General features: G+C 72.8%; 25 protein-coding genes and 1 pseudogene. 19 read left to right on the forward strand and 7 right to left on the reverse strand.

The features are described 5' to 3' along the window. The 4 genes and pseudogenes from BIV03_RS19515 to BIV03_RS06920 all read left to right on the forward strand — a co-directional run. A pseudogene (locus tag BIV03_RS19515) lies at positions 1-234 on the forward strand (hypothetical protein); the annotation flags it as partial. A gap of 47 nt (positions 235-281) precedes the next feature. After that, the gene (locus BIV03_RS06910; protein WP_254790783.1) at positions 282-3,446 is read left to right on the forward strand and encodes a GH92 family glycosyl hydrolase; all 3,165 of its coding nucleotides are present in this window, start codon (positions 282-284) and stop codon (positions 3,444-3,446) included. A 34-nt stretch (positions 3,447-3,480) separates the two neighbouring features. After that, positions 3,481-3,711 (forward strand): hypothetical protein, encoded by a 231-nt coding sequence (locus BIV03_RS06915; RefSeq protein ID WP_070417603.1) that lies wholly within the window; start codon positions 3,481-3,483, stop codon positions 3,709-3,711. 46 nt (positions 3,712-3,757) lie between these two features. Beyond that, a complete protein-coding gene (locus BIV03_RS06920) occupies positions 3,758-3,961 on the forward strand; it encodes a hypothetical protein (protein ID WP_139201893.1) in 204 nt (67 codons plus the stop codon). A 220-nt stretch (positions 3,962-4,181) separates the two neighbouring features. Here BIV03_RS06920 and BIV03_RS06925 read toward each other — a convergent pair whose 3' ends face one another. From BIV03_RS06925 to BIV03_RS06940, 4 genes are all read right to left on the reverse strand, one after another. Beyond that, positions 4,182-4,712 (reverse strand): GNAT family N-acetyltransferase, encoded by a 531-nt coding sequence (locus BIV03_RS06925; RefSeq protein WP_071295220.1) that lies wholly within the window; start codon positions 4,710-4,712, stop codon positions 4,182-4,184. 23 nt (positions 4,713-4,735) lie between these two features. After that, a complete protein-coding gene (locus BIV03_RS06930) occupies positions 4,736-5,674 on the reverse strand; it encodes an aldo/keto reductase family oxidoreductase (protein WP_139201894.1) in 939 nt (312 codons plus the stop codon). 126 nt (positions 5,675-5,800) lie between these two features. After that, the gene (locus tag BIV03_RS06935) at positions 5,801-6,412 is read right to left on the reverse strand and encodes a hypothetical protein (RefSeq protein ID WP_071295163.1); all 612 of its coding nucleotides are present in this window, start codon (positions 6,410-6,412) and stop codon (positions 5,801-5,803) included. A gap of 18 nt (positions 6,413-6,430) precedes the next feature. Then, entirely contained in the window at positions 6,431-7,186 is a 756-nt protein-coding gene (locus BIV03_RS06940) for an SDR family NAD(P)-dependent oxidoreductase (RefSeq protein ID WP_071295164.1), read from the reverse strand. Between the two features lie 35 nt (positions 7,187-7,221). On the opposite strand from BIV03_RS06940, the gene BIV03_RS06945 reads away from it, so the two are divergent. Further along, on the forward strand, positions 7,222-8,031 hold the full coding sequence (locus BIV03_RS06945; RefSeq protein WP_139201895.1) for a putative RNA methyltransferase: 810 nt from the start codon (positions 7,222-7,224) through the stop codon (positions 8,029-8,031). Between the two features lie 7 nt (positions 8,032-8,038). Here the strand turns inward: BIV03_RS06945 and BIV03_RS06950 are convergent, their stop codons facing one another. Beyond that, positions 8,039-8,542, reverse strand: coding sequence for a hypothetical protein (locus tag BIV03_RS06950; RefSeq protein ID WP_071295165.1), 504 nt, complete (start codon positions 8,540-8,542; stop codon positions 8,039-8,041). A gap of 121 nt (positions 8,543-8,663) precedes the next feature. Continuing rightward, a complete protein-coding gene (locus BIV03_RS06955; RefSeq protein WP_071295166.1) occupies positions 8,664-9,083 on the reverse strand; it encodes a VOC family protein in 420 nt (139 codons plus the stop codon). Positions 9,084-9,144: 61 nt separating this feature from the next. On the opposite strand from BIV03_RS06955, the gene BIV03_RS06960 reads away from it, so the two are divergent. From BIV03_RS06960 to BIV03_RS06990, 7 genes are all read left to right on the forward strand, one after another. Beyond that, on the forward strand, positions 9,145-10,089 hold the full coding sequence (locus BIV03_RS06960; protein ID WP_071295167.1) for a YafY family protein: 945 nt from the start codon (positions 9,145-9,147) through the stop codon (positions 10,087-10,089). Between the two features lie 227 nt (positions 10,090-10,316). After that, on the forward strand, positions 10,317-10,406 hold the full coding sequence (gene kdpF / locus BIV03_RS06965; protein ID WP_070417610.1) for a K(+)-transporting ATPase subunit F: 90 nt from the start codon (positions 10,317-10,319) through the stop codon (positions 10,404-10,406). Then, positions 10,406-12,091 carry a potassium-transporting ATPase subunit KdpA gene (gene kdpA, locus BIV03_RS06970; protein WP_071295168.1) on the forward strand — a complete coding sequence of 562 codons (1,686 nt, stop codon included), beginning with the start codon at positions 10,406-10,408 and terminating at the stop codon, positions 12,089-12,091. The genes kdpF and kdpA overlap by 1 nt, the downstream gene beginning before the upstream one ends. A gap of 11 nt (positions 12,092-12,102) precedes the next feature. Beyond that, entirely contained in the window at positions 12,103-14,217 is a 2,115-nt protein-coding gene (gene kdpB / locus BIV03_RS06975; RefSeq protein WP_139201897.1) for a potassium-transporting ATPase subunit KdpB, read from the forward strand. Continuing rightward, on the forward strand, positions 14,214-14,822 hold the full coding sequence (gene kdpC / locus BIV03_RS06980) for a potassium-transporting ATPase subunit KdpC (RefSeq protein ID WP_071295170.1): 609 nt from the start codon (positions 14,214-14,216) through the stop codon (positions 14,820-14,822). The genes kdpB and kdpC overlap by 4 nt, the downstream gene beginning before the upstream one ends. 121 nt (positions 14,823-14,943) lie before the next feature. Then, positions 14,944-17,436, forward strand: coding sequence for an ATP-binding protein (locus tag BIV03_RS06985; protein ID WP_071295171.1), 2,493 nt, complete (start codon positions 14,944-14,946; stop codon positions 17,434-17,436). Positions 17,437-17,449: 13 nt separating this feature from the next. Beyond that, entirely contained in the window at positions 17,450-18,157 is a 708-nt protein-coding gene (locus BIV03_RS06990) for a response regulator (RefSeq protein WP_071295172.1), read from the forward strand. Here BIV03_RS06990 and BIV03_RS06995 read toward each other — a convergent pair. Continuing rightward, on the reverse strand, positions 18,141-19,013 hold the full coding sequence (locus tag BIV03_RS06995; RefSeq protein ID WP_254790785.1) for a LuxR C-terminal-related transcriptional regulator: 873 nt from the start codon (positions 19,011-19,013) through the stop codon (positions 18,141-18,143). The two genes, BIV03_RS06990 and BIV03_RS06995, sit on opposite strands and share 17 nt — an antisense overlap. Before the next feature lie 110 nt (positions 19,014-19,123). Here BIV03_RS06995 and hxlB point away from each other — a divergent pair, with 110 nt between their 5' ends. The 7 genes from hxlB to BIV03_RS07030 all read left to right on the forward strand — a co-directional run bounded on the left by hxlB (position 19,124) and on the right by BIV03_RS07030 (position 26,588). Continuing rightward, on the forward strand, positions 19,124-19,684 hold the full coding sequence (hxlB, locus tag BIV03_RS07000; RefSeq protein WP_070417616.1) for a 6-phospho-3-hexuloisomerase: 561 nt from the start codon (positions 19,124-19,126) through the stop codon (positions 19,682-19,684). A gap of 11 nt (positions 19,685-19,695) precedes the next feature. Then, the gene (hxlA, locus tag BIV03_RS07005; RefSeq protein ID WP_071295173.1) at positions 19,696-20,334 is read left to right on the forward strand and encodes a 3-hexulose-6-phosphate synthase; all 639 of its coding nucleotides are present in this window, start codon (positions 19,696-19,698) and stop codon (positions 20,332-20,334) included. A 68-nt stretch (positions 20,335-20,402) separates the two neighbouring features. After that, complete coding sequence (locus BIV03_RS19520) at positions 20,403-21,491, forward strand: bifunctional GNAT family N-acetyltransferase/class I SAM-dependent methyltransferase (protein WP_083403269.1); 1,089 nt, start codon at positions 20,403-20,405, stop codon at positions 21,489-21,491. Then, positions 21,488-22,228, forward strand: coding sequence for an alpha/beta hydrolase (locus BIV03_RS07015; protein WP_071295174.1), 741 nt, complete (start codon positions 21,488-21,490; stop codon positions 22,226-22,228). Before BIV03_RS19520 ends, BIV03_RS07015 begins: the two co-directional genes overlap by 4 nt. Positions 22,229-22,358: 130 nt before the next feature. Then, positions 22,359-23,126, forward strand: a complete 768-nt coding sequence (locus BIV03_RS07020) for an HAD family phosphatase (RefSeq protein ID WP_071295175.1) — start codon at positions 22,359-22,361, stop codon at positions 23,124-23,126. 78 nt (positions 23,127-23,204) lie between these two features. Continuing rightward, positions 23,205-25,715, forward strand: coding sequence for a glycoside hydrolase family 65 protein (locus BIV03_RS07025; RefSeq protein ID WP_071295176.1), 2,511 nt, complete (start codon positions 23,205-23,207; stop codon positions 25,713-25,715). Positions 25,716-25,820: 105 nt separating this feature from the next. Continuing rightward, complete coding sequence (locus BIV03_RS07030) at positions 25,821-26,588, forward strand: SDR family NAD(P)-dependent oxidoreductase (protein WP_070417621.1); 768 nt, start codon at positions 25,821-25,823, stop codon at positions 26,586-26,588. The last annotated feature ends 3 nt before the right edge of the window (positions 26,589-26,591 follow it).

The following is a 26,591-nucleotide window of genomic DNA, read 5'->3' on the forward strand; positions in this document are numbered from 1 at the left end:
GAGCAGCCGTCCGAGCCCGCACAGCAGCCGTCCGACCCGGCCGAGCAGCCGTCCGAGCCAGCACAGCCGAGCGACCCGGCGGACGACCCCTCGGTGGGGCCGCAGCCGTCGAGCCCGGCGTCCAACCCCGTACAGGCCCCGCAGGACGGCGCCGACCCGGCCGTCGACACGAGCGGTCCGGGCAGCTCCGGTCCCGGGAACTCGGCGAACGCGCCGGGGCACAACCGGGGCTGACACGCCGGGGGTTTTCCTCCAGACGATGGACCAAATACGCTGGGCCGGTGCGAGAACTGCAACGGAGCGGTGGCCCGACGACGGCCGTCGCCGCGCGGAACGGTGTCGGCTTCGGTTCGGCGGAGGGCTGGCTGGTCGAACGACCCGCGGGTGAGCACGTCGCCGCCGCGGTCGTCCCCGGGTTCGCCGGTCGGACGATCGAGTCGGGTGACGAACTCTCGTGGGTGTGGTTCCCGGAGCGCGTGCTGCCGGACGGTGCGACGGAACCCACCGAGGACGACCTGCCGCACTTCTGGGACGCGACGGCGTTCGCGCTCGACCTTGTCTGCACCGACGGCACGCGGCTGAGCGACGCGGCGCGCGACCAGTACGGCGACGCGCTCACGCCGGAGGCGCAGGACGCCGCGCGCAAGCAGTGGGTCGACCAGTGGAACCGTCGGGCGGTGGACCTCACGCCGCTCGCGGGCCGGGTCGTCGACCGCCTGGAGGCGCGGCTCGGCTCCGCCCCGCACCCCACGACCGCAGACGGGTCGCACCCGCACCTCCGCGGCTGGCTCGACGCCGTCCGCATCGGTCCCGCGCGCCCCACCCCGCGCACCCCGCTCGACCACGTCCGCACGACCCGCGGCACGCAGGCGTCTTCGCGGTTCTCCCGCGGCAACAACGCCCCGCTGGTCGGCATCCCGCACGGCGGGGTCTTCGGCCTGCCCATGACCGACGCCTCGAGCAACCGCTGGCCGTACGCCTACCAGGAGCACGACCGCACCGACGCGACCGGCCGGGTCCGCCCGGCGATCCAGGCCTTCGCCACGAGCCACATCCCGTCACCGTGGATGGGGGACCGGGGCGTCTTCCAGGTCATGCCCTCCCCGCTCGACACCCCCGACGTCGACCGTGCAGCCCGTGCCCTCGGCTTCGACCACGACGACGAGCAGGACGGCCCGCACCGCTACCGGGTCGACCTCGACGAGGGCGTCACGGCCGAGATGACCGCGGGGGAGTTCGCCCTCGGCTTCCGGTTCACCGGCACCCGGAGCATCGTGCTCGACCACCACGGCCGGGTCTCGGACGTCTCGGTGACGGTCACGGACGGCACCGCCGTGGTCGAGGCCCTGCTCGACGACCGTCCGGGCACCCCGCCCCACTTCGTGCACCTCCGGGTCCCCGGGGTGACCGCCGACCACACCACCGTCGGCGAGCAGCAGCTCCGCGGCTGGTTGTCGCTGTCCGACCAGCCCGAGGGCACCGACGTGCTGCTCGGGATCTCCACGGTCTCGTTCGAGGACGCCCGCGCGAACCTCGACGCCGCCGGCCCGTTCGACACCATGCGCGCACGTGCCGAGCAGCTCTGGACAGACGAGCTCGCCACGCTCTCCGTCGAGGGTGCGACCCCCGACCAGCTGACGACCCTGTACTCAGGGCTCTACCGCCTGTTCCTCTACCCGAACCGTGCCGGCGAGACCGCGCGCGACGGGGTTCCCCGGCACCGCTCCCCGTACGGCTCCGTGCAGGCCGAGCCGATCCGCGACGAGCCCGGACCCGAGGTCGTCGACGGGCCGTTCACCACCACGAACGGCTTCTGGGACACCTACCGGACCGCCTGGCCGCTCCTCGCCCTGCTCACCCCGGAGACGGCGGGCGACCTCGCGCAGGGCTTCGTCGAGCACCACCACGACGGCGGGTGGACGCCCCGGTGGAGTGCCCCCGGCGCCGAGGACTGCATGACCGGCACCACGAGCGACACCGTCTTCGCGGACCTCGCGGTGAAGGGCGTCACCGGGTTCGACCTCGCGCAGGCGTACCGCAGCGCACTGCGGAACGCGACCGTCCCGCCGCGCGACGAGCGTGTCGGACGCAAGGGGAGCCTCCCGGGTGCCTTCCGCGGCCACGTCGACACCGCGACCCACGAGGGGATGAGCTGGACCCTCGACGCGGCCATCAACGACTGGGGCCTCGCCGTCATGGCGGGCCTGCTCGCCTCGTGTGCCCGGACACCCGCCGACCTCGCCCGCTACGAAGCCGAGTCGGAGTGGTTCGCCCGTCGGTCCCTGCAGTACCGGAACGTGTTCGACTCCGAACGGGGCTTCTTCATCGGGCGCGACTCCGACGGGTCGTGGCGGGTCGGCACCGAGTTCGACCCGCGGGACTGGGGCGACGACTACACCGAGACGAACGCGTGGGGGACCGCCTTCACCGCTCCGCACGACGGCGCCGGCGTCGTCGACCTGCACGGCGGCCCGTCCCGCTTCGACGCCGCGCTCGACGCGTTCTTCACCACCCCGGAGACCGGCGCGACCGTCCGCTCCGGCTCGTACGGCTTCCCGATCCACGAGATGACCGAGGCCCGCGACGTGCGGATGGGGATGCTCGGGCTCTCCAACCAGCCCGCGCACCACATCCCGTTCTTCCCGATGTTCACCGGGCGGCACGACGAGGCGCACCGCATCGTCCGCGAGGCGCTGCAACGGCTCTTCGTCGGGTCCGACCTCGGGCAGGGCTACCCCGGCGACGAGGACAACGGCGAGATGAGCGCCTGGTACGTCTTCGCGACGATCGGCCTCTACCCGCTGGCGCCGTCCACGGGCACCTACGTCCTCGTGCCGCCGTCGGTCCGCAGGACGGTGCTGCAGCAGCCGGGAGGCGCGCCCACCGTCATCGAGGTCGCCGACGGCTCCGAGGGCGCGTACGTCACGTCGGTGACGGTCGACGGCTCACCCTGGACGTCGGTGAGCATCCCCCACTCGGTGGTGGTGTCGGCGTCGCGGATCGTGTTCACGCTGTCGCCCGAGCCGCAGGGCTGGGCATCGGACACCCGCCCGGTGTCCGCGTCCGACGTGCACGGGTACCGGGACACCCCCGTCGACCTGCTGCCGGTCGGCCTGTCGTCCGCCGACCTCCCGTCGCCCGCCTCCTCGCTCGTCGACGACACCGGGCGGACGGTCACGGTGCTCGCCGCGGGGACCTCGGTGTCGTTCGACGTCCCCGACGTCCCGACCTCGCTCTACACGGTCACCGCGGCGGAACCCGGGGTCCACTCGTGGGAGGCCGCGCTCGGGGACACCCGCGTCGCCGTGCAGGACGCCGTGTTCGACTGGGCCGGGCAGACCCGGGTGTTCCGGTTGCAGGGCTCCGGGACGGCCTTCACGTTCACGGCCGTCTCCGACCTGCCGCTCACCCAGCTCGAGCTGATCGCGGCGGACGGACAGCGTTGACCCGCCGTTCACCGGGCGGGGGCATGCTCGGCCCATGTCGATGAGCACACCCTTCGATCCCGAACAGGACGGCCGCTCGATCCCCGTGGACGGCTCCGACGAGGACGAGCTGCAGATCGAGGAGGACCGCGGCGCCGACGTCGGCGAGGACTCCGCCGACCCGAGCGTCTCGCCGGTCCGTCACGACGACGAGGACGAGGCCGGCGGCGGCCCGGTGTTCCGGCGACCGCAGGCCGGCGACCGCCTGCACCCGGATGATCTCTGACGCGTTTCCAGGGCGATTGCCAAGCGGACCGGGCATGCTCGGGCGCATGTCGATCGCGAACTCGTGGGACCCGTCCGGTGGCCGTGCCATCCCCGAGGACCAGGTGAAGGAAGACGGGCTCGAGCTCGACGAGGAGTCGGCCGCCGAGCTCGGCATCACGTTCGACGTCGTCGGCGGAGCGTCGGCCGACCCCGCGGGGGTGTCGCCCGTGGACGTGGCGGTCCCGAGCGCCCCCACCCGCGCCGACTGACCCGCGCGCAGCGCGCGGCGCTGCCCGCGCCCCGCGCCGCGCGTTGCTGCCTGCGCCGCGCGCGGCAGCGCTTGTGCTGCGCACAACCAAACGCACCACGAACCGCGCGGAACCGCGGTTCGACGTGCGTTCGGTTGTGCGACGGCAAGCGACGCCGCGGCCGCGGGCCGCGGGCCGCGGGCCGCGGGCCGCGGGCCGCGACCGCGGGCCCCGCGCCGCGTCAGTGCCCGGCGGGCCCGCCGGGCACGCGGTACTTGAACCCGACGTGCGAGCCCGTGAACCCCAGCCGCTCGTAGAACCGGTGCGCGTCCGTCCGGTCCGCGTCCGAGGTCAACTGCACGAGCGGCGTCCCGAGTTCCCGGGCGGCGACCTCGACCACCCACCGCATCACCGCGCTGCCGATCCCGCCCGAGCGCACGGCACTGCTCACCCGGACGGCCTCGACGAGCAGCCGGGCGGACCCACGCCGGGCCATCCCGGGGATCCGCGTGAGCTGCAGCGTGCCGACGATGACCTCCCGCTCGTCCGTCACGACCAGGAGCGCGTTCGCCGGGTCCTCGACGATCGCCCGGAGCGCGGCGGCGTACAGCGGCTCGTCCTCCGGCGCGGCGACGTCCCCGCGTGCGGCACTGATCGGGTCGTCCGACAGCAGCGCCATCAGGGCGTCGAGGTCGTCGGGCGAGGCGTCCCGGACGGTGACCGGGCCGGAGCGGGCGACGAGGGGGACGGGCAGGGTGAGGTCGTGGAGCACGGGTCCCACCCTGCCCGATCCGCTCAGGGGACGGTGTGCCCCGCGGCGGTGAACACGCGGTACCACTCCTCGCGCGAGAGCACGACGTCCGACCCGGCGGCCGAGTCCCGGACGCGCTGCGGGTTCGTCGTGCCGAGGACGACCTGGAAGTGCGCCGGGTGGCGGGTGATCCACGCCACGGCGATGCCCGTCGGGGTGACCCCGTGCGCGGCCGCGAGCTCCTCGAGCACGTCGTTCAGCTCGGCGTAGTGCTCGCGGTCGCCGAGGAAGACGCCGTCGAAGAAGCCCTTCTGGAACGGCGACCAGGCCTGCAGCGTGATGTCGTTGCTGCGCGAGTGGTTGAGGATGTCGTTGTCGCGGTCGATCGACTGGTCGAGGCCGCCCATGTTCGCCGTGACGCCCTGCGCGATGACGTTCGCGTGCGTGATGCTCAGCTGCACCTGGTTGAACGCGAGCGGCTGCCGCACCGAGCGGCGCAGCAGGTCGACCTGCCCCGGCGTGTGGTTCGAGACGCCGAAGTGGTGGACCTTGCCGGCGGCGTGCAGCTCGTCGAAGGCCTTCGCGACCTCTTCCGGCTCGACGAGGGCGTCGGGACGGTGCAGCAGCAGGACGTCGATCCAGTCGGTCTGCAGTGCGGCGAGTGACTCGTGCACGGACTCGATGATGTGCTCGTACGAGAAGTCGAAGTACGCGCCGTTCGGGGTCGGGCGGATGCCGACCTTGGTCTGCAGCACGATCTCGGCGCGCTCGGCGGGGGAGAGCGTGACGGCCGAGCCGAAACGCTCCTCGCAGCCGTGCCACCCGCCGTACACCGCGGCGTGGTCGAACATGGTCACGCCCGCGTCGCGCGAGGCGCGGTAGAGCGCGCGGATGTCCTCGTCGCTCATGTCGTTGATCCGCATCAGGCCGACGACGACGTCGGAGGCGGTGAGGTCCGTCTGTGGCAACTCCAGTGTCTTCACGCCCTCGATCCTGCCATCGGCGTGCCCGGCCAGGCAGGCCCTGTCCGTACCGGCATCGGTGCGAGCGACGGACGGGAGGCGCGGCTCGGCCCCGCCACGGACGTCGCGGCCGTCAGGTGGTCCGGTTCAGGGCACCAGGACCGCGAGCACGCCGGTCCCGTCGGCCCAGCTGCCCGTGAGCGTGCGGCCTGCGGGCAGCTCCGCCCCGACGGCACGGGCGACGACGAGCGTCCCGTGGTCGGTCGCGACGGAGGTCAGGGCGCCGGAGGTCTGCGCGTCCACGGTCGTCACGGCGGGGGAGTCGGCGTCGGACCCGCTGCCCGAGGCCGTGCCCTCGGCGTCCCACGCCCCGGATCCGTCGGCGCGCTCGAGGGTGGCCTCGTGCCCGCCCGTGGCGATCGCCCGGCGCAGGACGTCGGCGTACACCGGGTCGCCCACGGCGTCGTAGACCCAGCGTCGTCCGAGCACGGAGTGGTCCATCTCGGTCACGAGGAAGGCCTCGGCGCCGTCGAGCGGTGCGCCGCGGTAGGTCAGCGGTGCCTGGAGCACCCGACCGTCCGCGGTGCGCACGAGCACCGTCTCGACGCCGACCTCGCCCGCGGGGTCGTCGAACCGGAACTTCCCCGCGATCGCGAGGTCGTCGCCGGCGGAGACCCCGCTCCAGGGCTGGTCCGGCAGCCAGGCGGCGAGCGCCTCGAGCTTCGACGGGCGGAGTTCTGCACGGTGGATGACGGCCATGCCCCGACCGTACCGGGGTCAGTGCACGGAGAACCCGCCGTCGACCGCGATCGACTGCCCCGTGACGTACGCCGAACCGGGGCCGGCGAGGAACACCGCGGCGGCGGCGAAGTCCGAGGCGAGCCCGTTCCGCCCGACCAGGGTCCGTGCCGCGAGGGCGGCGACGGTCGCGGGGTCGGCACCGAGCCGTTCGTTGAGCGGGGTCCGGACGAAACCGGGGACGAGGACGTTGGAGGTGACCCCGTGCCCGGACCAGGCCTCTGCTTGGGACCGGGCCAGCGCCTCCAGGCCCGCCTTCGAGACCCCGTACGCGCCGCTGGCGGCGAAGGGCCGGTGCGCCTGCTGGGAGCTGATGCCGATGATGCGGCCGTACCCGCGGGCCGCCATGCCGGGCGCGAGCCGCTGCCCGAGCACGAACGGCGCGTCGAGGTTCACGGCCATCGTGGCGTCCCAGGTGCCCTCGTCGAGGTCCGCCATGGGCGGCCGCAGGTTGATCCCCGCGGAGTTGACGAGCACGTCGACATCGCCCGCAGTGTCGGCGAGGGCGTGGGCTCCGGCGCGCGTGGACAGGTCTGCGACGATGCCGTCGGCCGAGCCACCCGCCTGCCGGATCGCAGCGACGGTGGCGTCGATGGTCGCCGCTGTCCGGGCCGCGACGAGCACGTGTGCGCCGGCGTCCGCGAGGGCGGTGGCGATCGCTCGCCCGATGCCGGAACTGCCTCCCGTCACCAGGGCGGTGCGTCCGTCGAGGCCGAAGAGCTGCTGCAGCGACATCCGGCCAGGCTAGCGAGGCCCCGTACGCTGGGCCGGTGCGTGACGACCTGCTGCCGATGCTCGCCTGCCCCGTCTGCGCCGAGCCCCTCGGCCGTGTCGACGGTGGCCAGGTCGGCTGCGCCACGGGCCACCGGTTCGACGAGGCCAAGCAGGGGCACCTCACGCTGCTGCCCGCGAAGCGTCGTGCGCTGACGGCGGACACCCCGGAGATGGTCGACGCCCGGCTGCGCTTCCTCGGCCGGGGGCACTACGCGCCGGTCGAACGGGCCGTGGCCCGGGCGGTCGCGTCAGTGGACGTGCCCGGTGTCGTCCTCGACGTCGGGTCCGGGCCGGGCACGTACCTCGCGCACGCGCTCGAGGCCGTCTCACGGCTCGGGGTCGCACTCGACCTGTCCGCCGTCGCGATCCGACGGGCCGCTCGCATCCACGAGCGTGCGGGGGCCGTCGTCGGGGACGTGACCGAGCGCCTCCCGGTCGTCGACGGCGCAGCCGCGGTCGTGCTGGACGTCTTCGCGCCACGCAACCAGACGGAGTACGCCCGTGTGCTGCACCCCGAGGGCCTCCTCGTGGTGGTGACCCCGCGCACCGGACACCTGGCGGAGCTGGCCGAGGCGACGATCACGGTGGACCCCGAGAAGGAACGGCGGCTGCACGACTCCCTCACGCCCGCGTTCGAGCAGCGTTCGGCCGAGGACCTCACGTGGACGATGGAGCTGTCCGCCGAGGACGTCCACGACGTGGTGCACATGGGGCCGAGCCACCACCACGTCGACCCGGGGCAGGTGTTCGCGCCGACGAGCGTCACCGCTGCCGTGACGGTCAGCACGTGGAGTCCCGCGCGCTGACCGCCCGTCACCGCGGTCGCCGCCGGGCGGTGTGGGCTCGCCCACGTGCACGGTCGACCGCGATCCCGATCCGGGCGAGCAGCAGCACGGCGCCGACACCACCCGCGCCGATCGGGGTCACGAACAGGCCGAGGTCCGTTCCCGGCAGCCGCCACCAGTCGATCGACCACGCGGCGACGACGGCGAACGCCAGCAGCAGTCCGGCTCGCCACCACCAGCGCCCCGGCAGCCGTCCGACGCCGAGCGCGGACAGCGCCAGGAGCACCCAGCACCCCTCCGGCGCGAAGGACCGCGGGTCGTTCGTCCCGCAGGTGGACACGGCGCACTCCCACCGGACCTGGTCGGCCACGCCCGCGTACCAGCGGAACAGCAGCACGGCCGCGACGAGGGCGAGGAGCGCCACCGGCGGCCCGGCCCAGCGCCACACCCGGCCGAACCGGGAGCGGCGTCGACGCGCGGCCACCCACCCGTCGCCGAGCTCGTAGCCGGGCATCGGACGGAACTCGGGCATGCCGGCACGCTACCGGCGGTCGGATTTCGTGGGGAAGTGGCTCGGAAACGTCACGGCGTGCGGCCCGGGGGTCGCCCGGGCCGCACGGCGGCGCTGATCGGTCGGCGCTACTCGTTCGGCGCTACTCGGTCGGCGCCGCGACGTCGAGCGCCCAGATCACGCCGAAGCGGTCGCGGAGTTGTCCGGCCAGCGGCGCCCAGGCCGACGGACCGAGCGGCTGCCGGATCTCGGCCCCCTCGGACAGCGCCGCCCAGTACCGCTCGAGCTCGGCCGCGTCGTCACCGTGCACGTACACGTAGAAGGCGTTCGTGCCCTGGTCGTAGGGCTGCTCCGGCCAGACGTCGAAGGCCATCACGCGCAGCCCGGCGTCGGTGGCGACCTGACCCCAGACGATGCGGTCGGCCCAGTCCGGCTCGTCCGAGGCGCCCATCGCGCCGTAGGTCATGGACGCGACCTCGCCGCCGAAGACCGAGGCGTAGAAGTCGAGGGCCGCGCGGGCCTGTCCGTCGAAGTTGAGGTGGGTTGTCGTTTCGATGCTCATGGGACCAGCATCCCGGGCATTGCGGTCAGATCCTGTCCGCTTCTCCACCGATACTGGAGGCATGTCCGGACCGTCCTCGCGCATGCTCGCGCTGCTCTCGCTGCTGCAGGTGCACCGGGACTGGCCCGGCGACGAGCTCGCCGGGCGGCTCGAGGTCAGCCCGCGCACGCTCCGCCGCGACGTCGACCGGCTCCGCGGCCTCGGCTACCGCGTGGAGGCACTGCGTGGCCCGGCCGGCGGGTACCGGCTGGCAGCGGGTGCGGACCTGCCCCCGTTGCTGTTCGACGACGACCAGGCGGTCGCGATCGCCATCGCGCTCGCCGTGGCACCCGCGTCCGGTGCGGACATCGCCGAATCGGCCGCCCGGGCGCTCGCGACGGTGCGGCAGGTGATGCCCGCGCGTCTGCGCACACGGGTGGACGCGATCGACGCGGTCACGTCGGCCGGTCGCACCCCCGTCGACCCGGAGGTCCTCGTCGCGGTGAGCGAGGCAGTCCACCTCGGCGAGGTCCTCCGCTTCGGGTACGGCCCCGACGAGACGCCCCACCGGGTCGAGCCGCACGCGGTGGTCGCCCGGGCCGGCCGCTGGTACCTGCTCGACTGGGACCTCGACCGCGATGACTGGCGCACCCACCGCGTCGACCGCATCACCCCGCGGATGCGGACGCGCGTGCCGTTCACGCCGCGTCCCGTGCCCGGTGGCGATCCGGCAGCGTTCGTGGCCGCGCGGTTCAAGGGGTCCGACCGCGAGGACGTCTGGCCGTGCACCGGCACCGCCGTCCTCGAGGTGCCGGCCGAGAGCGTCGCGCCGTACCTCCCCGACGACGCCGTGCTCGAGCCGCTCGGCCCGGACCGGAGCCGTCTCACGCGCGGCTCCTGGTCGTGGGAGGGCCTCGCGGCGGCGTTCGCCGGTGCCACCGCGGACTTCACCGTCGAGGGGCCCGACGAACTCCGGGCGGCGACGGCCGTGCTCGCCGAGCGGCTGGGGCGAGCGAGCGGGCGTTAGTGACGCGCATGCGTGTGTCAGGAGCGCGTCAGGAAACCGTTAGGGACGGGTCCGGAGGGGCGGTGCCGGATCCAGCATCGGTTCGGCACCACACGTGGTGCCGTCCGCGTCGCCCGGCGCGGACCCCGTGAACCTCTGGAGTCCCTCGTGTTCGACGTCTTCGTCGTCGCCGGTGTCCTCGCCGTGTTCGGCGTGGTGGCACTCATCGCCAAGGCGGTGGAACGGCTGTGATCGTCATCACCATCGCCGCCGCCGTCCTCGGCGTCGCCTCGCTCGTGTACCTCGTCTGGGCCCTCGTGCGCCCGGAGAAGTTCTGATGAGCACCGCGGACACGTGGGCCGGGATCGTCCAGGTCGCCACCCTCGTGCTGCTGCTCGTCGTCGCCTACCGGCCGCTCGGCGACTGGATGGCGCGGGTGTTCACGCCGACGCGGCACAGCCGGATCGAGCGCGGGGTCTACCGGGTGATCGGCGTCGACCCCGATGCCGAGCAGTCGTGGCCCGCCTACCTGCGGGGCGTGCTGCTCTTCAGCGCCGTGGGGCTGCTGCTCGTGTACCTCCTGCAGCGCATCCAGGTCGTGCTGCCCGGCGACCTCGGACTGCCGAACGTCGGTCCGTCGCTCGCGTTCAACACGGCGGCGTCGTTCGTCGCGAACACGAACTGGCAGTCGTACTCGCCCGAGGTCACCGTCGGGTACACGGTGCAGATGGCCGGCCTCGCGGTGCAGAACTTCCTCTCCGCGGCGGTCGGGCTCGCCGTCGCCGTGGCGCTCGTCCGCGGCTTCGCCCGTCGACGCTCCGGCACGCTCGGCAACGTCTGGGTGGACGTCGTCCGCGGGACCGGCCGGCTCCTGCTGCCGGGTGCGTTCGTGTTCGCGATCGTGCTCGTCGCCGGTGGTGTCATCCAGTCGTGGGGGAGCGGCACCGACGTCACGACCCTGATCGGCGGGACGCAGCACATCCCGGACGGGTTCGTCGCCTCGCAGGAGGCCATCAAGGAACTCGGCACGAACGGCGGCGGCTACTTCAACGCGAACTCGGCGCACCCGTTCGAGAACCCCCAGGCGTGGACGAACCTCGTCGAGGTCTACCTCATGCTCGTCATCCCGTTCTCGCTGCCGCGCACGTTCGGCCGCATGGTGGACGACGACCGTCAGGGCTACGCGATCCTCGCCGTGATGGGCGCGATCTTCCTCGTCTCGCTCTCGGTGATGTCGATCGCCGAGCTCGGTGGCGGCGGCAGCGCGACCCACGCCGCCGGGGCCGCCATGGAGGGCAAGGAGGTGCGGTTCGGCATCCTCGGCACGACGCTCTTCGGGACGACCTCGACCGCGACGTCGACCGGCGCCGTGAACGGCATGTTCGATAGCTTCACGCCGATCGGCGGGATGATGGCGCTCGTCAACATGATGCTCGGCGAGGTCACCCCCGGCGGCGTCGGCTCCGGGCTGTACGGGATGCTCGTGCTCGCGGTCATCACGGTGTTCATCGGCGGGCTGCTCGTCGGTCGGACCCCCGAGTACCTCGGCAAGAAGATCCGGGCCCGCGAGATGACCTTCGCGTCGCTCTACATCCTCGTCACCCCGACCCTGGTGCTCCTCGGCACCGGCCTGTCCCTGGTGCTCCCGGGCGTCCGCGAGCAGGTCGTCGGCACGTCGATCTTCAACCCGGGAAACCACGGCCTGTCCGAGCTCCTCTACGCCTTCACCTCGGGCGCGAACAACAACGGCTCGGCGTTCGGCGGCCTGACGGCGAACACGACGTGGATGAACTCCGCGCTCGGCGTCGTGATGCTGCTCGGCCGGTTCGTCCCGATGGTGTTCGTGCTGGCGCTCGCCGGGTCCCTCGCGACCCAGGACCGGGTGCCGGAGACCGTCGGCACGCTGCCCACGCACCGGCCGCTGTTCATCGTCCTGCTCGGCGGCGTCGCCGTCGTCGTGACCGCACTCACCTACTTCCCGGTGCTCGCACTGGGACCGCTCGCAGAAGCCCTCGCCCGATGAAAGCCGAGACCATGACCACCGCGACCTCCGAGCACGAGGCGACCAGCGCCTCCAGGCCGGCCACACGCTCGTCCGCCTTCGGACCCCGTCAACTCGTGGCGGGCCTCCCGGGTGCCCTGCGCAAACTCGACCCGCGACTGATGTGGCGGAACCCCGTCATGTTCATCGTCGAGGTCGGCGCCGCGCTGACGACGGCAGCAGCCGTCGTCGAGCCGTCCGCGTTCACCATCGCCATCGCCGTGTGGCTCTGGCTCACCGTCGTCTTCGCGAACCTCGCGGAGTCGGTGGCCGAGGGCCGGGGCAAGGCGCAGGCCGACACGCTGCGGAAGACCCGCTCGACCACGAGTGCCCGTCGGGTGCTCCGGTACGACCGGTCCGACGCGGCGGCGACCGGCAACGAGACCGAGGAGGTCGCGTCCGTCGACCTCGCCAAGGGCGACGTCGTGGTCGTCGTCGCGGGCGAGGTGATCCCGGGCGACGGCGACGTCGTGGACGGCATCGCGTCCGTCGACGAGTCGGCCGTGACCGGTGAGTCCGCCCCGGTCATCCGCGAGTCCGGCGGCGACCGGAGTGCCGTCACCGGCGGCACCCGGGTGCTCTCGGACCGCATCGTCGTGCGCATCACGTCGACCCCTGGTGAGACCTTCATCGACCGGATGATCCGGCTCGTCGAGGGTGCCGCCCGGCAGAAGACGCCGAACGAGATCGCGCTGAACATCCTGCTCGCCTCGCTGTCGATCGTGTTCGTGATCGTCTGCCTGACGATGCAGCCGATCGCCGGGCTCGTCGGGGCGACCGTCAGCGTGCCGGTGCTCATCGCCCTGCTCGTCTGCCTCATCCCGACGACGATCGGTGCCCTGCTCTCCGCGATCGGCATCGCGGGCATGGACCGACTCGTGCAGCACAACGTCCTGGCGATGTCCGGCCGTGCGGTCGAGGCCGCCGGGGACATCACGACCCTGCTGCTCGACAAGACCGGGACGATCACGTACGGCAACCGTCGGGCGTCGCGCGTGGTGCCGGTCCCCGGTGTCACGGAGCCGGCCCTGATGGAGGCGGCTGCCCTGTCGTCTGCCGCGGACGGGACCCCCGAGGGGCGGTCCATCGTCGACCTCGCCGCGGGAGCGGGCGTCGCCCCGGACCTCCCCGCCGGTGCCGTCGAGGTGCCCTTCACCGCACAGACGCGCATGTCCGGCGTCGACCTGCCCGATGGCAGCTCCGTGCGCAAGGGTGCCGCTTCGGCAGTGCTCGCCTGGGCTGCAACCGGCTCAGCGGGTGTCCCCGAAGCGGTCGCGCAGGCCATCGACGCCACGGTGGTCGAGGTCTCGGACCAGGGCGGTACCCCGCTCGTCGTCGGACGCCGCGCACCCTCCGGTGCGGTCACGCTGCTCGGGGTCGTCCACCTCAAGGACGTCGTCAAGGACGGCATGGCGGCACGGTTCGCCGAGCTGCGCGAGATGGGGATCCGCACGGTGATGATCACCGGCGACAACCCGCGCACCGCGAAGGCGATCGCCGCCGAGGCCGGTGTGGACGACTTCCTCGCCGAGGCCACGCCGGAGGACAAGCTCGCCCTGATCCGCAAGGAACAGGAGGGCGGCAACCTCGTCGCGATGACCGGTGACGGCACGAACGACGCCCCGGCCCTGGCGCAGGCGGACGTCGGCGTGGCGATGAACACCGGGACGACCGCGGCGAAGGAGGCCGGCAACATGGTCGACCTCGACTCGGACCCGACGAAGCTCATCGACGTCGTCCGGATCGGCAAGCAGCTGCTCATCACCCGCGGGGCGCTCACGACGTTCTCGATCGCGAACGACATCGCCAAGTACTTCGCAATCATCCCCGCGATGTTCCAGATGGCGTTCCCCGGGCTCGCCGCGCTCAACGTCATGGGGCTGCACAGTCCCGCGTCCGCGATCCTCAGCGCCGTCATCTTCAACGCGCTCGTGATCGTGGCGCTCATCCCGCTGTCCCTCCGCGGCGTCGCCTACCGCGCCGCCTCGGCATCGTCGATCCTCGGCCGGAACCTGCTCCTCTACGGGCTCGGCGGCGTGGTCGTCCCCTTCATCGGCATCAAGCTCATCGACCTCGTGGTCGGTCTCATCCCGGGGTTCTCCTCATGACGTCTGCATCTCGTTCCTCGTTCCGCTCACTCGGGGTGGCCGTCCGGCTCACCCTCCTCAGCACCGTGGTGCTCGGCATCGCCTACCCGCTCGCGGTGTGGGGCGTCGGCCAGGCCGCGTTCCACGACCAGGCGAACGGCTCGATGGTGACGTCGTCGGACGGCACCGTCGTCGGGTCGTCGCTCATCGGGCAGTCGTTCGACGGCCGCGGAGCCGACCGGTGGTTCCAGTCGCGGCCGAGCGCCGCGGGGGAGAAGGGCTACGACGCCGGGGCGTCGAGTGGGTCGAACCTCGGGCCGTCGAACCCCGACCTGCTCCGCAGCGTGCAGGAGCGGCGTGCGGCGGTCGCGAAGGCCGACGGGGTCCCCGTCGCCGAGGTGCCGGCGGACGCGGTGACGGCGTCGGGCTCCGGCCTCGACCCGGACATCAGCCCGGAGTACGCGCTGCAGCAGGTGTCCCGCGTGGCCGCTGCGCGGGGGATGTCGGAGTCGGCGGTGCGCACGCTCGTGGAGCAGCACACCGAGGCGCGGCAGCTCGGGTTCCTCGGGGAGCCCGTGGTGAACGTGCTCGAGCTGAACCTGGCGCTCGCGAAGGCGTCGGCGTGACCCGTGGCGCGGATCGCTCCCGCACAACCGAAGTCACACCGAACCGCGCGGAACCGCGGTTCGCACGGACTTTGGTTGTGCGGGCGCTCCCCGCACCCCTCGGACGCGAGAGGATGAGCACGTGAAGCGCGGGAAGCTGCGGGTCCTGCTCGGTGCGGCGCCCGGTGTCGGCAAGACGTTCACGATGCTCGAAGAGGGGCACCGACTGCGCGCCGAGGGCCGCGACGTGGTCGTCGCCGTCGTCGAGACCCACGGCCGCGCCGCCACGGCCACACTGGTCGACGGGCTCGAGGTCGTTCCCCGTCGCATCGTGGAGCACCGCGGCGTCCAGCTCGACGACCTCGACCTCGAGGCCGTGCTGGCCCGCCGACCCGACATCGCCCTCGTCGACGAGCTCGCCCACACCAACGCGCCCGGCAGCACGAACGAGAAGCGCTGGCAGGACGTCGAGGCGATGCGGGACGCCGGGATCGACGTCATCTCCACCGTGAACGTGCAGCACATGCAGTCCCTCGGCGACGTCGTCCGCGAGATCACCGGCACCGTCCAGCGCGAGACCGTCCCGGACGCCGTGGTGCGCGCCGCGGACCAGATCGAGGTGGTCGACCTCGCCCCGGCGGCGCTCCGCGAGCGGCTGTCGGACGGGCTCGTCTACCCGGCGACCCGGATCGACGCGGCGCTGTCGAACTACTTCCGGCTCGGCAACCTCACCGCCCTGCGCGAGATCGCCCTGCTCTGGCTCGCCGACGAGGTCGACGACGCACTCAAGGCCTATCGCGCCGAGCACGGCATCGACCACCGGTGGGAGACCCGGGAACGCGTCCTCGTCGCCCTGACCGGCGGCCCCGAGGGCGAGACCCTGCTGCGCCGCGGCGCCCGGATCGCCGCCCGCAGCGCCGGCGGCGAGCTCGCCGCCGTGCACGTCACGACGAACGACGGCCTCCGCGAGCGCCACCCGGGGGCGCTCGGGAAGCAGCGCACCCTGCTCGAACAGCTCGGCGGGACGTACCACCAGGTGGTCGGCGACGACGTGCCGACGACGCTGGTGCGGTTCGCGAAGTCGATCGACGCGACGCAGATCGTCATCGGGGTCAGCCGCCGCAGCCGGCTCGCCGCGGCGATCACGGGCCCGGGCATCGGCAACACCGTCATCCGCGAGTCCGGCGACATCGACGTCCACGTCGTCACCCACGAGCGGGCGGGCGGTGGCTTCGCCCTCCCGAGGCTCGGCGGCAGCCTGTCCCGCGGCCGGATCGTCGCCGCGTTCGTGCTCTCCCTCGTTGCCGGTCCACTGCTCACCTGGCTGCTGTCGTTCAGCACCGACCCCGACTCGATCACCGTGGACGTGCTCGCCTACCAGCTGCTCGTGCTCGTGGTGGCGCTCGTCGGCGGGATGTGGCCGGCCGTCTTCGCCGCCGTGCTGTCCGGGCTGAGCCTCGACTTCTTCTTCGTGCAACCCCTGCACCGGGTCACCGTGCAGCAGCCGTGGCACCTGGTCGCCCTCGTCATGTACGTCATCAGTGCCGTGCTCGTGAGCTTCGTCGTCGACCGCTCGGCCCGTCGATCGCGAGCCGCCCGCCGCGCCGCCGCCGAGTCGGGCCTCCTGATGGGGATCGCCGGCAGCGTGCTCCGTGGCGACGACGCCCTGCAGGCGCTGCTCGACCGGACGCGCGAGGCCTTCGGCTTCGCCGGCGTCCGGATCCGGCAGGGCGACGAGGTGCCGGCCACGTCCGGGACGTTCGGCGAGACGCCGGACGCCGCCACGTCCCTCCCGTCCGGCGCCGTCCTGGAGTTCGCGGGCGCGCCCGACGACCCGACCCAACGTCGACTGCTGCGCGTCGTCGAGCAGCAGCTCGACGCCGCCGTCGAGCACCGCGACCTCACCCGCGCTGCCGTCGACGCCGAGCGCATCGCGGCGGTGGACCGGGTGCGGAGCGCGATCCTCGCGGCCGTCGGCCACGACGTGCGGCGGCCGATCGCGGCCGCCTCGGCGGCCGTGCAGACGCTTCGGGCGCCGGACATCGAGTTGTCGGCGGACGACCAGGAGGCGCTGCTCGCCACCGCCGACGAGAGCCTGCGTCAGCTCGCGGTGCTGTTGGCGGACCTGCTGGACGTCAGTCGCGTGCAGGCCGGGGTGCTCGCCGTGACACCGGTGCCCCTCGCCCTCGAGACGGTGGTCGCCCCCGCACTCGACGAGCTCGAGCTCGGTCCGGACGACGTCGACCTCGACCTGCCCGCCGACCTCCCGCCGGTGCTCGCCGACGCCGTGCTGCTGCAGCGAGTCGTCGTGAACCTCCTCGCCAACGCCGTGCGGTACGCACCGGAGGACACCCGGGTCCGCATCGCCGCGAGCGCGTTCGGCGGCGGCGTCGAGCTCCGGGTGGCCGACCACGGTCCCGGCATCCCGTCGGACCGCGTCGACGAGGTGTTCCAGCCGTTCCAGCGCCTCGGCGACACCGACAACGACACCGGACTCGGACTCGGACTGGCCCTCGCCCGCGGGTTCACCGAGGGCATGGGCGGCACGATCGAGGTCGACGACACCCCCGGCGGCGGACTCACCGTCGTGGTGCGGCTGCCGATCGCCGGACACCTGGGAGTGGAGATCCGATGAAGGGCCGTGCGCGATGAAGGTCTTGATCGCCGACGACGACGTGCAGCTCGTCCGGGCGCTCGCCGTGACGCTCGCCGCCCGCGGGTACGACGTCGTCACCGCCCGGGACGGCCGGGCCGCGATCGACGCGGTCATCACCGAGCGGCCCGACCTCGTGCTGCTCGACCTCGGGATGCCCCGGCTCGACGGCATCGGGGTGCTCGAGGGCATCCGGGCCTGGTCGCAGGTCCCGGTGCTCGTGCTCTCCGGTCGGACCGACTCGTCGGACAAGGTCGACGCACTCGACGCCGGCGCGGACGACTACGTCACGAAGCCCTTCCAGATGGACGAGCTGCTCGCCCGACTCCGGGCGCTCGGCCGGCGGCAGGTCGCGGCAGCGTCGGCCGCGGGTGCGACGCCCTCGGTGTCGATCGGGGACCTCGTCGTCGACCTCGTCGCGAAGCAGGTCACGCCGCCGTCCGGTCCGGCAATCCGACTGACCCCGACCGAGTGGCGGTTGCTCGAGGTCCTCGTGACGAACCCCGACCGGCTCATGACGCGCGAGATGCTCCTCACCGACGTGTGGGGACCGTCGCACGGCAACGACTCCGGGTACCTGCGGCTGTACATGGCGCAGCTGCGGCGGAAGCTCGAGCCGGACCCGGGACACCCGCGCTACCTGGTGACCGAGTCGGGCATGGGCTACCGCTTCAGCCCCGCCGGGATCACGTCCGGGAACTGACCGCGGCGAGCTCCGCCCGGGTCCGCGCGCCGAGCTTCCGGAGCAGGTTCGCCACGTGGTACTTCACCGTGTTCGGGCTGATCCCGAGCCCGTCGGCGATCTCCCGGTTGCCGATCCCGGTGGCGACGAGCCGCAGCACGTCCTGCTCCCGCGGCGTGAGGTCGGACGGCTCCGACGACACCGGCGTCCCCGCCGGCGGGTCGAGCGGGATCGCGATGTCGAGCACCGACCCCCAGCCCGCCGTGGACGCCACGTGCAGTTCGCCGTCGAGGGTCGCGACCCGCTCGGCGATCGGCCGGACGGTGTCGTCGTGCACGTCGAGCGTGCCGGCTCCGTCGTCGCGGAGCTGCATGAGCAGGTTCCGGCCGTCGCAGTCCCACTGGATCCGGACGCGCCGCGCAGCTCCCTCGTCGACGAGGGCGAGCACCGCCGTCCGCACGATCGCCCGGGCGCTGTGGGCGACGTCGCCGGGGAGTGCTCGGCCGGTCGCCGGCGGTTCCACGAACTGCACGTCGAGGTCCCCGAACCGGACGAGCGGACGGAGGTCGGCCCGGAGCCTCGAGAACGCCCCCGTGACCGGTTCGAGCAGGGCGCCGCGCTGCCGGTCCGTCACGGTCCGGAGGTCGACGAGCGCTGCCGACGCGATCTCGACGGCCTCGGCACGGGCGGCCGCGTCGCCCACGCGCGGCGACCGGAGCACGGCGAGCACCGACTCCAGGGTGAGTGCGTGCCGGTCCGCCTGCTCCGCGACGGTGCGCGCGTGGTCGGCGGCGGCGAGGCGTCCTGCGGGGTCGCGCCGCGCCTCCTGGACGGCCGACGGAGCCGCCGTCCCGTCGTCGCGCACGTTGTCGGTCACGTGACCAACCGTACGACTCCCACCCGAGCGGGTGGGGCCACCCGATCGGATGGGGACCCCGCCGTGTCGGGTAGCGGCGGCGGACCCGCGTCCCGACCACGATCGATGGCATGCCCGCTGACACCGTGACCGACGCCCTCGCCCTGATCGTCCGCGAGTCCGCCGACCTCGCCGAGACGGTCCGGGGCGACACCGATGCCGCGCTCGAGCTGCTCAGCGGTGCCGAGCGCGTGTTCGTCCACGGGGCTGGCCGCTCCGGCCTCGCGCTGCGGATGACGGCCATGCGGCTCATGCACCTCGGACTCGACGTGCACGTCGTCGGCGAGGTGACGACCCCGGCCATCCGGACGGGGGACGTCCTGCTCGTCGCGAGCGGCTCCGGCACGACCACCGGCATCGTCCAGGCGGCGCGCACCGCGGTCGACGTCGGCGCTGACGTGCTCGCCGTGTCGACGACCGACGACTCGCCGCTCGGCGCGCTCGCCGCCGTCACCCTCGTCGTCCCCGCCGCGACGAAGACGGACCGGTCGGGCAGCGCCTCCGAGCAGTACGCGGGCAGCCGCTTCGAGCAGGCCGTGGTCCTGCTCGGCGACGCACTCTTCCACGCCCTGTGGACCCGGAGTGGACGCTCCGCCGACGACCTGTGGCCCAGCCACGCCAACCTCGAGTGAAAGGCACACCCATGCAGATCCAGTTCGCCATCGACACGCTCACCACCGAGGCCGCGCTCGACCTCGCCGCGAAGGCAGCCCCGAGCGTCGACGTCCTCGAGCTCGGCACGCCGCTCATCAAGAGCGCCGGGCTCTCCGTCATCACCGCGATGAAGGAGGCGCACCCGGACAAGACCGTGTTCGCCGACCTCAAGACCATGGACGCCGGCGAGCTCGAGGCGGACATCGCGTTCGCCGCGGGCGCCGACCTGGTCACCGTCCTCGGCGTCGCCGGGGACTCCACCATCGCGGGCGCCGTCGCGGCTGCCGAGAAGCACGGCAAGGGCGTCGTCGTCGACCTCATCGGCGTCGCGGACAAGCCCGCCCGGGCCCGTGCGGTCGTCGCCCTCGGCGCGCAGTTCGTCGAGGTGCACGCGGGACTCGACGAGCAGGCCGAGGAGGGCTTCACCTTCTCCACCCTGCTCGAGGCCGGCGAGGCCTCCGGCGTCCCCTTCTCGATCGCGGGCGGCGTGAACGCGTCGTCGATCGCGGCCGTGCAGGCGTCCGGAGCGATCATCGCCGTCGCCGGGAGCGCCATCTACAGCGCGGACGAAGTCGCAGCCGCGGCGGCGGAGCTGCGTGCGGCCGTCACGGAGGCGGCGGCGGTCTGATCCGGTCCAGGAGGCGCGGGTCGGCCCGGCAGGGTCGGCTCGCACCCCGCGGGCGGTAGCGTCGGGGCGTGACGATCGCGCTGCGCCGGGTGACGGCGGACGACTGGGAGACCTGGCGTCCGGTCCGGCTCGCGGCGCTCGCGGACGCTCCCGAGGCCTTCGGGTCCACGCTCGCCGACTGGGCCGACGCGCCCGAGCACCGGTGGCGGACCCGCCTCTCGATCCCCGGAGCGCTCGACCTGCTCGCCCACGCCGAGGACGACTCCGTCGTCGGCATGGCCAGCGGCGTCCCGGGCGAGGACCCCGGCACCGCCGAACTCATCTCGATGTGGGTCGACCCCGCCGCCCGCGGCCGAGGGATCGCGGCCGCGCTCATCCGTGCGGTCGCGACCTGGGCCGCGAGCGCCGGGGCCGACACCCTCGAGCTGTCGGTCATGCCGGACAACGCCACGGCCCGTCGCACGTACGAGCGCTGTGGCTTCACCGCGGCCGACGAGCCCGGTGACCCGCTGCCCGACGGTCGGCACGAGGTCGTGATGCGTCGTGACCTCGCCGCCGAGCGCACGCTGGACGCCTACGAGCGTGCGGCCGACCGCTACGCCGAGCGCACCGACGACCACCGTGCCGGGCTCGTCGACGACCTGCTCGCACTCGTCCCGGTCGGGGCGCGGGTGCTCGAGCTCGGGTCGGGTCCGGGGCGTGACGCCCTCGCGCTCGAGGCTGCCGGACTCGTCGTCGACCGGACCGACGGAGCGCGGTCGTTCGTCGACGCGCTGCGGTCCGCGGGGCACGAGGCGCGCCTCGTCGACGTGCGCTCGGACGCGTTCGGCGGCCCGTACGACGCCGTGTTCGCGAACGCCGTGCTGCTGCACGTCGGTCGGACGGAGCTCGAGGGCGTCCTCGTGCGGCTCCGCGACGCCGTGCACCCCGGCGGTGTGCTGGCCGCCACCGTGAAGCTCGGCGACGGCGACGCATGGAGCACGCGGAAGCTCGACCTCGCGCGACACTTCACCTACTGGACGCCAGGACCCCTGGCCGAGGTCGTCACCCGTTCCGGCTGGACCGACGTCGACGTCCGAGAGACCACGCGCCCGGGTGCCGACGAGCGCTGGCTCACCGTCACCGCCCGACGCCCGCAGGAAGCAGGGAGACCATGAACCGAGCACTCCGCTGGACCGCCTGGGTCGTCGCCGTGATCGTGCTGATCGCGGTGGTGTTCCTCGTCTGGGCGAACATCGTCATGCAGGGCACCCGGAGCGCGGCGCTGCAGGTCTGGCGGGACGACCGTGTGGCCGTCCGGGACGCCGGGGACGCCGTGGTGATGACGCCGACCGGCACCGCGAACGGCGCGGGCATCGTGTTCATCCCGGGCGCGAAGGTCGACCCGTACGCGTACATGGCGACGTTCCGGCAGGTGGTCGCCAGCGGGACGACCGTCGTCATCACGAAGCCGACGCTGCACCTCGCCTTCTTCGACACCCGCCCGCTGTCGACGTTCGAGTCCCACGCCCCCGACGTCCGGTCCTGGGCGGTCGGCGGGCACTCGCTCGGTGGCGTGCGCGCGTGCCAGCTCGCGCCGGACGCCGACGGGCTGCTCCTGCTCGGCAGCTACTGCGCGAACGACATCAGCAAGTCGTACATCAGCGTGCTCAGCGTCTCGGGGTCGCGTGACGGGCTCTCCACCCCCGAGAAGGTCGACGCCGCGCGGCACCTGCTGCCGTCGAACGCGACGATGACCGAGGTGCAGGGCGCGAACCACGCCGACTTCGGTGCGTACGGTGCGCAGCCCGGGGACGACACCGCGACGATCTCGCGGACCGACGCCCGGCAGCAGATCGGTTCGGCGATCGAGGAGTGGGTGCGGACGCTGCCGTCGGGCGCTGCGCTGCGCTGAACCTCCTGCACAGCGAACGAGTGTGTGAACTCTTTCCACAGGGGCCCGGCGCGCCTGAACGCCGGTCCTGGAGCGGTCCTAGACTCGTCCGGAAGCAACGTCGACGACCCCGTCCCCCGGAGGGCAGCACATGACGACGCCGGACCGGCGCACACCCGCGCGACTCGCTGACCAGCGAGCGCTCCTGTTCGACCTGGACGGTGTCCTCACCCCCACCGCCGACGTCCACATGCGTGCGTGGAGCCGGCTGTTCACGCCCTACCTCGCCCAGCACGGCGTCGCTCCGTACACGGAACAGGACTACTTCGCGTACGTCGACGGCAAGCCCCGGTACGACGGGGTGCGTTCCCTGCTCGAGTCCCGCGGCATCGACCTGCCGCAGGGCACGCCGGACGACCCGCCGGACGCCGACACGGTGTGCGGGCTCGGCAACCGGAAGAACGCCGAGTTCACGGCCGAGCTGACCGAGCACGGGGTGGAGCCCTACCCCGGTTCGCTCCGGTTCCTCGTCGCCGCGATCGACGCCGGGTTGTCCGTCGCCGTCGTGTCGAGCTCCGCCAACGCCGTGCAGGTGCTCCGCACGGCCGGCATCCTCGAGCGCTTCCCCGTGGTGGTCGACGGCCTCGTCGCCCGCGAAGACGGTCTGGCCGGCAAGCCCGCGCCCGACACCTACCTCGACGCCGCGAGCCGGTTCGGCCTGACCGCTGCCGAGTGCGTCGTGGTCGAGGACGCCACGAGCGGGGTCGAGGCGGGACGGAACGGTGCCTTCGGGCTCGTCATCGGCGTCGATCGCGGAGCCGGGGCCGACGCGCTCCGGGCGCACGGCGCCGACGTGGTGGTCGGCGACCTCGACGAACTCGTCGACGAGCTGCCGGAACCGGCCACGAGCACGACGTAGGCGAAGCGGCCGGGGCGATCCGCGCCTCCAGGCCCTCCCGACCCTCCCCACGAACACCCTCCTTCCCCACGGAGCACCATGAACCCCATCACCTCCGACCCGCTGGACCGCGTCCGCTACCCGATCGACGAGTGGGCCCTCGTCGAGACCGAGTACGCGCCCGACGAGCAGGGCGTCGCCGAGACGAACTTCGCCGTCGGCAACGGGTACCTGGGCCTGCGCGGCAACCTCGACGAGGGTCGTGGCGGCGTGCAGTACGGCACGTACATCAACGGTTTCCACGAGACCTGGCCGATCCGCCACGCCGAGGACGCCTTCGGCTTCGCGAAGACCGGGCAGACGATCATCAACGCGCCCGACGCCAAGGTGATCCGCCTGTACGTCGACGACGAACCGCTCGTCCTGGCCGAGGCGGACATCCTCCGGCACACCCGGCGGCTCGACTTCCGGGGCGGGTACCTGTTCCGCGAGACCGAGTGGTCGACGCCCTCGGGCAAGCGCGTCCTCATCCGGTCGCGGCGGCTGGTGTCGTTCACGGACCGGCACCTGGCGGTCATCGACTACGAGGTGACCGTGCTCGACGCGGACGCCTCGATCCTGCTGTCGAGCCAGATCCTCAACCGGCAGGACGTGCAGGACGAGTACCACGCGGGGATGCGTGCGGCGGCGAACGCGTTCGACCCGCGCAAGGCCGAGGCCTTCACCGAGCGGGTGCTCGAGCCGAAGCTCAAGCGCAGCACCGGCGGCCGTTCGCTGCTCGGGTACCAGGCGGCGAGCTCGGGCATGACGATCTGCGTCGGCGTCGAGCACCACCTCGAGACCGAGAACAGCTGGGACGAGTCCTCGTCGATCGAGGACGACCTGGCGAAGCACGTCTACCGCGTGCAGGCGCGCGCCGGGCAGCCGATCCGCCTGACGAAGCACGTGGTCTACCACACGTCCCGCGGGGTCCCGGCGCGCGAACTCGCCGACCGCTGCGAGCGGACCCTCGACCGCTCGCGTGCCGAGTCCGTCGACGCCGCGTTCGCGCGGCAGGCCGAGTGGATGGACGACTTCTGGGCGCGGAGCGACGTCGAGATCGTCGGGCAGCCCGCGCTCCAGCAGGCCGTCCGGTGGAACCTGTTCATGCTCGCGCAGGCCACGGCCCGGACCGACGGGCACGGCATCGCGGCGAAGGGCGTCACGGGGTCCGGGTACGGCGGCCACTACTTCTGGGACATGGAGATCTACGTCCTGCCGTTCCTGTCGTACACGGCGCCGATCGTCGCCCGGAACGCCCTGCGGTTCCGCTACAACATGCTCGACGCGGCTCGGTCCCGCGCCCGCGAGCTGAACCAGCACGGCGCGCTGTTCCCCTGGCGGACGATCAACGGCGAGGAGTCCAGCGCCTACTACGCCGCCGGCACCGCGCAGTACCACATCGACGCGGACATCGCGCATGCGCTCATGCAGTACGTCCGCGCCTCGGACGACCGCGAGTTCCTCAAGCGCGGTGCGATCGACATCCTCGTCGAGACCGCCCGCCTGTGGGAGGACCTCGGGTTCTGGCGGTCGAACGGCGACAAGAAGTTCCACATCGACGGCGTCACCGGTCCCGACGAGTACACGACGGTCGTCGACGACAACCTCTACACGAACGTGATGGCCCGGGCGAACCTGTGGTTCGCCGTGAACGCCTGCCGCGAGCTCGCAGCCGACGACCCGGAAGAGTACGAGCGCATGGTGCGGCGGACCGGGCTGCAGGCGCAAGAGGTGACCGACTGGGAGCACGCGGCCGAGTCGATGGAGATCCCGTTCGACCCGCACCGTGGCATCCACCCGCAGGACGCCCAGTTCCTCGACAAGGAACTCTGGGACCTCGACAACACCCCCGAGAGCAAGCGCCCGCTGCTGCTCCACTACCACCCGCTGGTGATCTACCGGTTCCAGGTCCTCAAGCAGGCCGACGTCGTGCTCGCGCTGTTCCTGCAGGGGCACGAGTTCACCGCTGCCGAGAAGCGTCGCGACTTCGACTACTACGACGCCCTCACGACGGGCGACTCCACGCTGTCGGCGGTCGTGCAGTCGATCATGGCGGCCGAGGTCGGCTACCACGACCTCGCGTTGCAGTACTTCCAGACGGCGCTGTACGTCGACCTCGCCGACCTGCACGGCAACACGACCGACGGGGTGCACATCGCCTCGACGGGCGGCATCTGGGGCGCGGTCGTGAACGGGTTCGGCGGCATGCGGGACCACGGCGGCCGGATGACCTTCAACCCGCGGCTGCCGAAGGACTGGGAGCGGATCACCTACCGGCTCACCGTGCGCGGATCGCGTGTGCGCGTCGACCTCGAGCAGGACGCCATGACCTTCACGGTCGAGTCGGGCTCCGGGTTCACGGCGTGGGTGCACAACCAGCAGTGGGACGTCACCGCCGGCGAGCCGACCGTCGTGCCGCTGCCGCACCAGGGCCCGCGGATGTCCGGGCGCGCGCCGACGACGGCCGACATCCAGGGCACCCTGCGTGCCGACGGATCGGTCGTCACGGCGTCGATCCCGACGATCTCGCTCGACCGCGACCTGGAGCCGGACGACACGACCGCCTGACACCCTCCGAACGCGCCCAGGCGGGTGCGGGCACCATGGCTCGCCGTGCCCCGCTGGGCCGATGGCGTCTCCCCGGGCACGGATCGTGCAACGAGAGGAGACACCATGGGCAACCGGTTCGAGGGCAGGGTGGCGATCGTCACGGGTGCCGGGTCCGGCATCGGCGAGGCGACGGCGCGGGCGTTCGTCGACGAGGGCGCGTCCGTCGTCCTGACCGACAGCGTCGACGAGAAGGTGCGAGCGGTCGGCGACAGTCTGCCGAGCGACCGGGTCGTGGCGCTCCACGCGGACGTCGCGAGCCCGGCCGACTGGCAGCGGGTCGTCGACACGGCCATCGAGCGGTTCGACCGCATCGACGTGCTCGTGAACAACGCCGGCACCTTCAGCTCCGGCGACATCACGGACATCACGCCGGACGAGTGGCACCGCGTGATCGAGACCGACCTCTCCAGCGTGTTCTACGGCACCCGGGCGGCGCTGCCGTTCCTCCGTGCCACGAAGGGGTCGATCGTGAACACCTCGTCGGTGTCCGGCGAGGACGCGGACTGGCGGATGAGCCCCTACAACGCGGCGAAGGGCGGTGTCTCGAACTTCACCAAGGCCGCCGCACTCGACAACGGGCAGTTCGGCGTCCGCGTGAACGCCGTGGCGCCGGGGCTCGTGTGGACGGACCTCACGCAGGACCAGGCGGAGGACGAGGAGCTGCAGGAGAAGTTCGAGGAGCGGATCGCCCTCGGCCGCGCGGGTCGTGCGCACGAGGTCGCGGCGGCCGTGCTGTTCCTGGCGAGTGACGCGGCGTCGTTCATCACCGGGGCGATCCTGCCGGTCGACGGTGGCACCACCGCGAGCAACGGGCAGCCGCCGCAGTCCTGAGCG

This window comes from Curtobacterium sp. MCBA15_016 (genome assembly GCF_001865105.1).
Lineage (GTDB): Bacteria > Actinomycetota > Actinomycetes > Actinomycetales > Microbacteriaceae > Curtobacterium.

Excerpts from the sequence above, each read along its gene's own strand:
- hxlA (WP_071295173.1), top strand. The coding sequence starts at position 19,696 with ATGCAGATCCAGTTCGCCATCGACACGCTCACCACCGAGGCCGCGCTC.
- kdpA (WP_071295168.1), top strand. The coding sequence starts at position 10,406 with ATGAGCACCGCGGACACGTGGGCCGGGATCGTCCAGGTCGCCACCCTC.
- BIV03_RS06960 (WP_071295167.1), top strand. The coding sequence starts at position 9,145 with ATGTCCGGACCGTCCTCGCGCATGCTCGCGCTGCTCTCGCTGCTGCAG.
- BIV03_RS07030 (WP_070417621.1), top strand. The coding sequence starts at position 25,821 with ATGGGCAACCGGTTCGAGGGCAGGGTGGCGATCGTCACGGGTGCCGGG.
- kdpC (WP_071295170.1), top strand. The coding sequence starts at position 14,214 with ATGACGTCTGCATCTCGTTCCTCGTTCCGCTCACTCGGGGTGGCCGTC.
- hxlB (WP_070417616.1), top strand. The coding sequence starts at position 19,124 with ATGCCCGCTGACACCGTGACCGACGCCCTCGCCCTGATCGTCCGCGAG.
- BIV03_RS06940 (WP_071295164.1), bottom strand. The coding sequence starts at position 7,186 with ATGTCGCTGCAGCAGCTCTTCGGCCTCGACGGACGCACCGCCCTGGTG.
- BIV03_RS07020 (WP_071295175.1), top strand. The coding sequence starts at position 22,359 with ATGACGACGCCGGACCGGCGCACACCCGCGCGACTCGCTGACCAGCGA.
- BIV03_RS06955 (WP_071295166.1), bottom strand. The coding sequence starts at position 9,083 with ATGAGCATCGAAACGACAACCCACCTCAACTTCGACGGACAGGCCCGC.
- BIV03_RS07015 (WP_071295174.1), top strand. The coding sequence starts at position 21,488 with ATGAACCGAGCACTCCGCTGGACCGCCTGGGTCGTCGCCGTGATCGTG.
- BIV03_RS06915 (WP_070417603.1), top strand. The coding sequence starts at position 3,481 with ATGTCGATGAGCACACCCTTCGATCCCGAACAGGACGGCCGCTCGATC.
- BIV03_RS06920 (WP_139201893.1), top strand. The coding sequence starts at position 3,758 with ATGTCGATCGCGAACTCGTGGGACCCGTCCGGTGGCCGTGCCATCCCC.
- BIV03_RS06935 (WP_071295163.1), bottom strand. The coding sequence starts at position 6,412 with ATGGCCGTCATCCACCGTGCAGAACTCCGCCCGTCGAAGCTCGAGGCG.
- BIV03_RS06950 (WP_071295165.1), bottom strand. The coding sequence starts at position 8,542 with ATGCCCGAGTTCCGTCCGATGCCCGGCTACGAGCTCGGCGACGGGTGG.
- BIV03_RS07025 (WP_071295176.1), top strand. The coding sequence starts at position 23,205 with ATGAACCCCATCACCTCCGACCCGCTGGACCGCGTCCGCTACCCGATC.
- BIV03_RS06990 (WP_071295172.1), top strand. The coding sequence starts at position 17,450 with ATGAAGGTCTTGATCGCCGACGACGACGTGCAGCTCGTCCGGGCGCTC.
- kdpB (WP_139201897.1), top strand. The coding sequence starts at position 12,103 with ATGACCACCGCGACCTCCGAGCACGAGGCGACCAGCGCCTCCAGGCCG.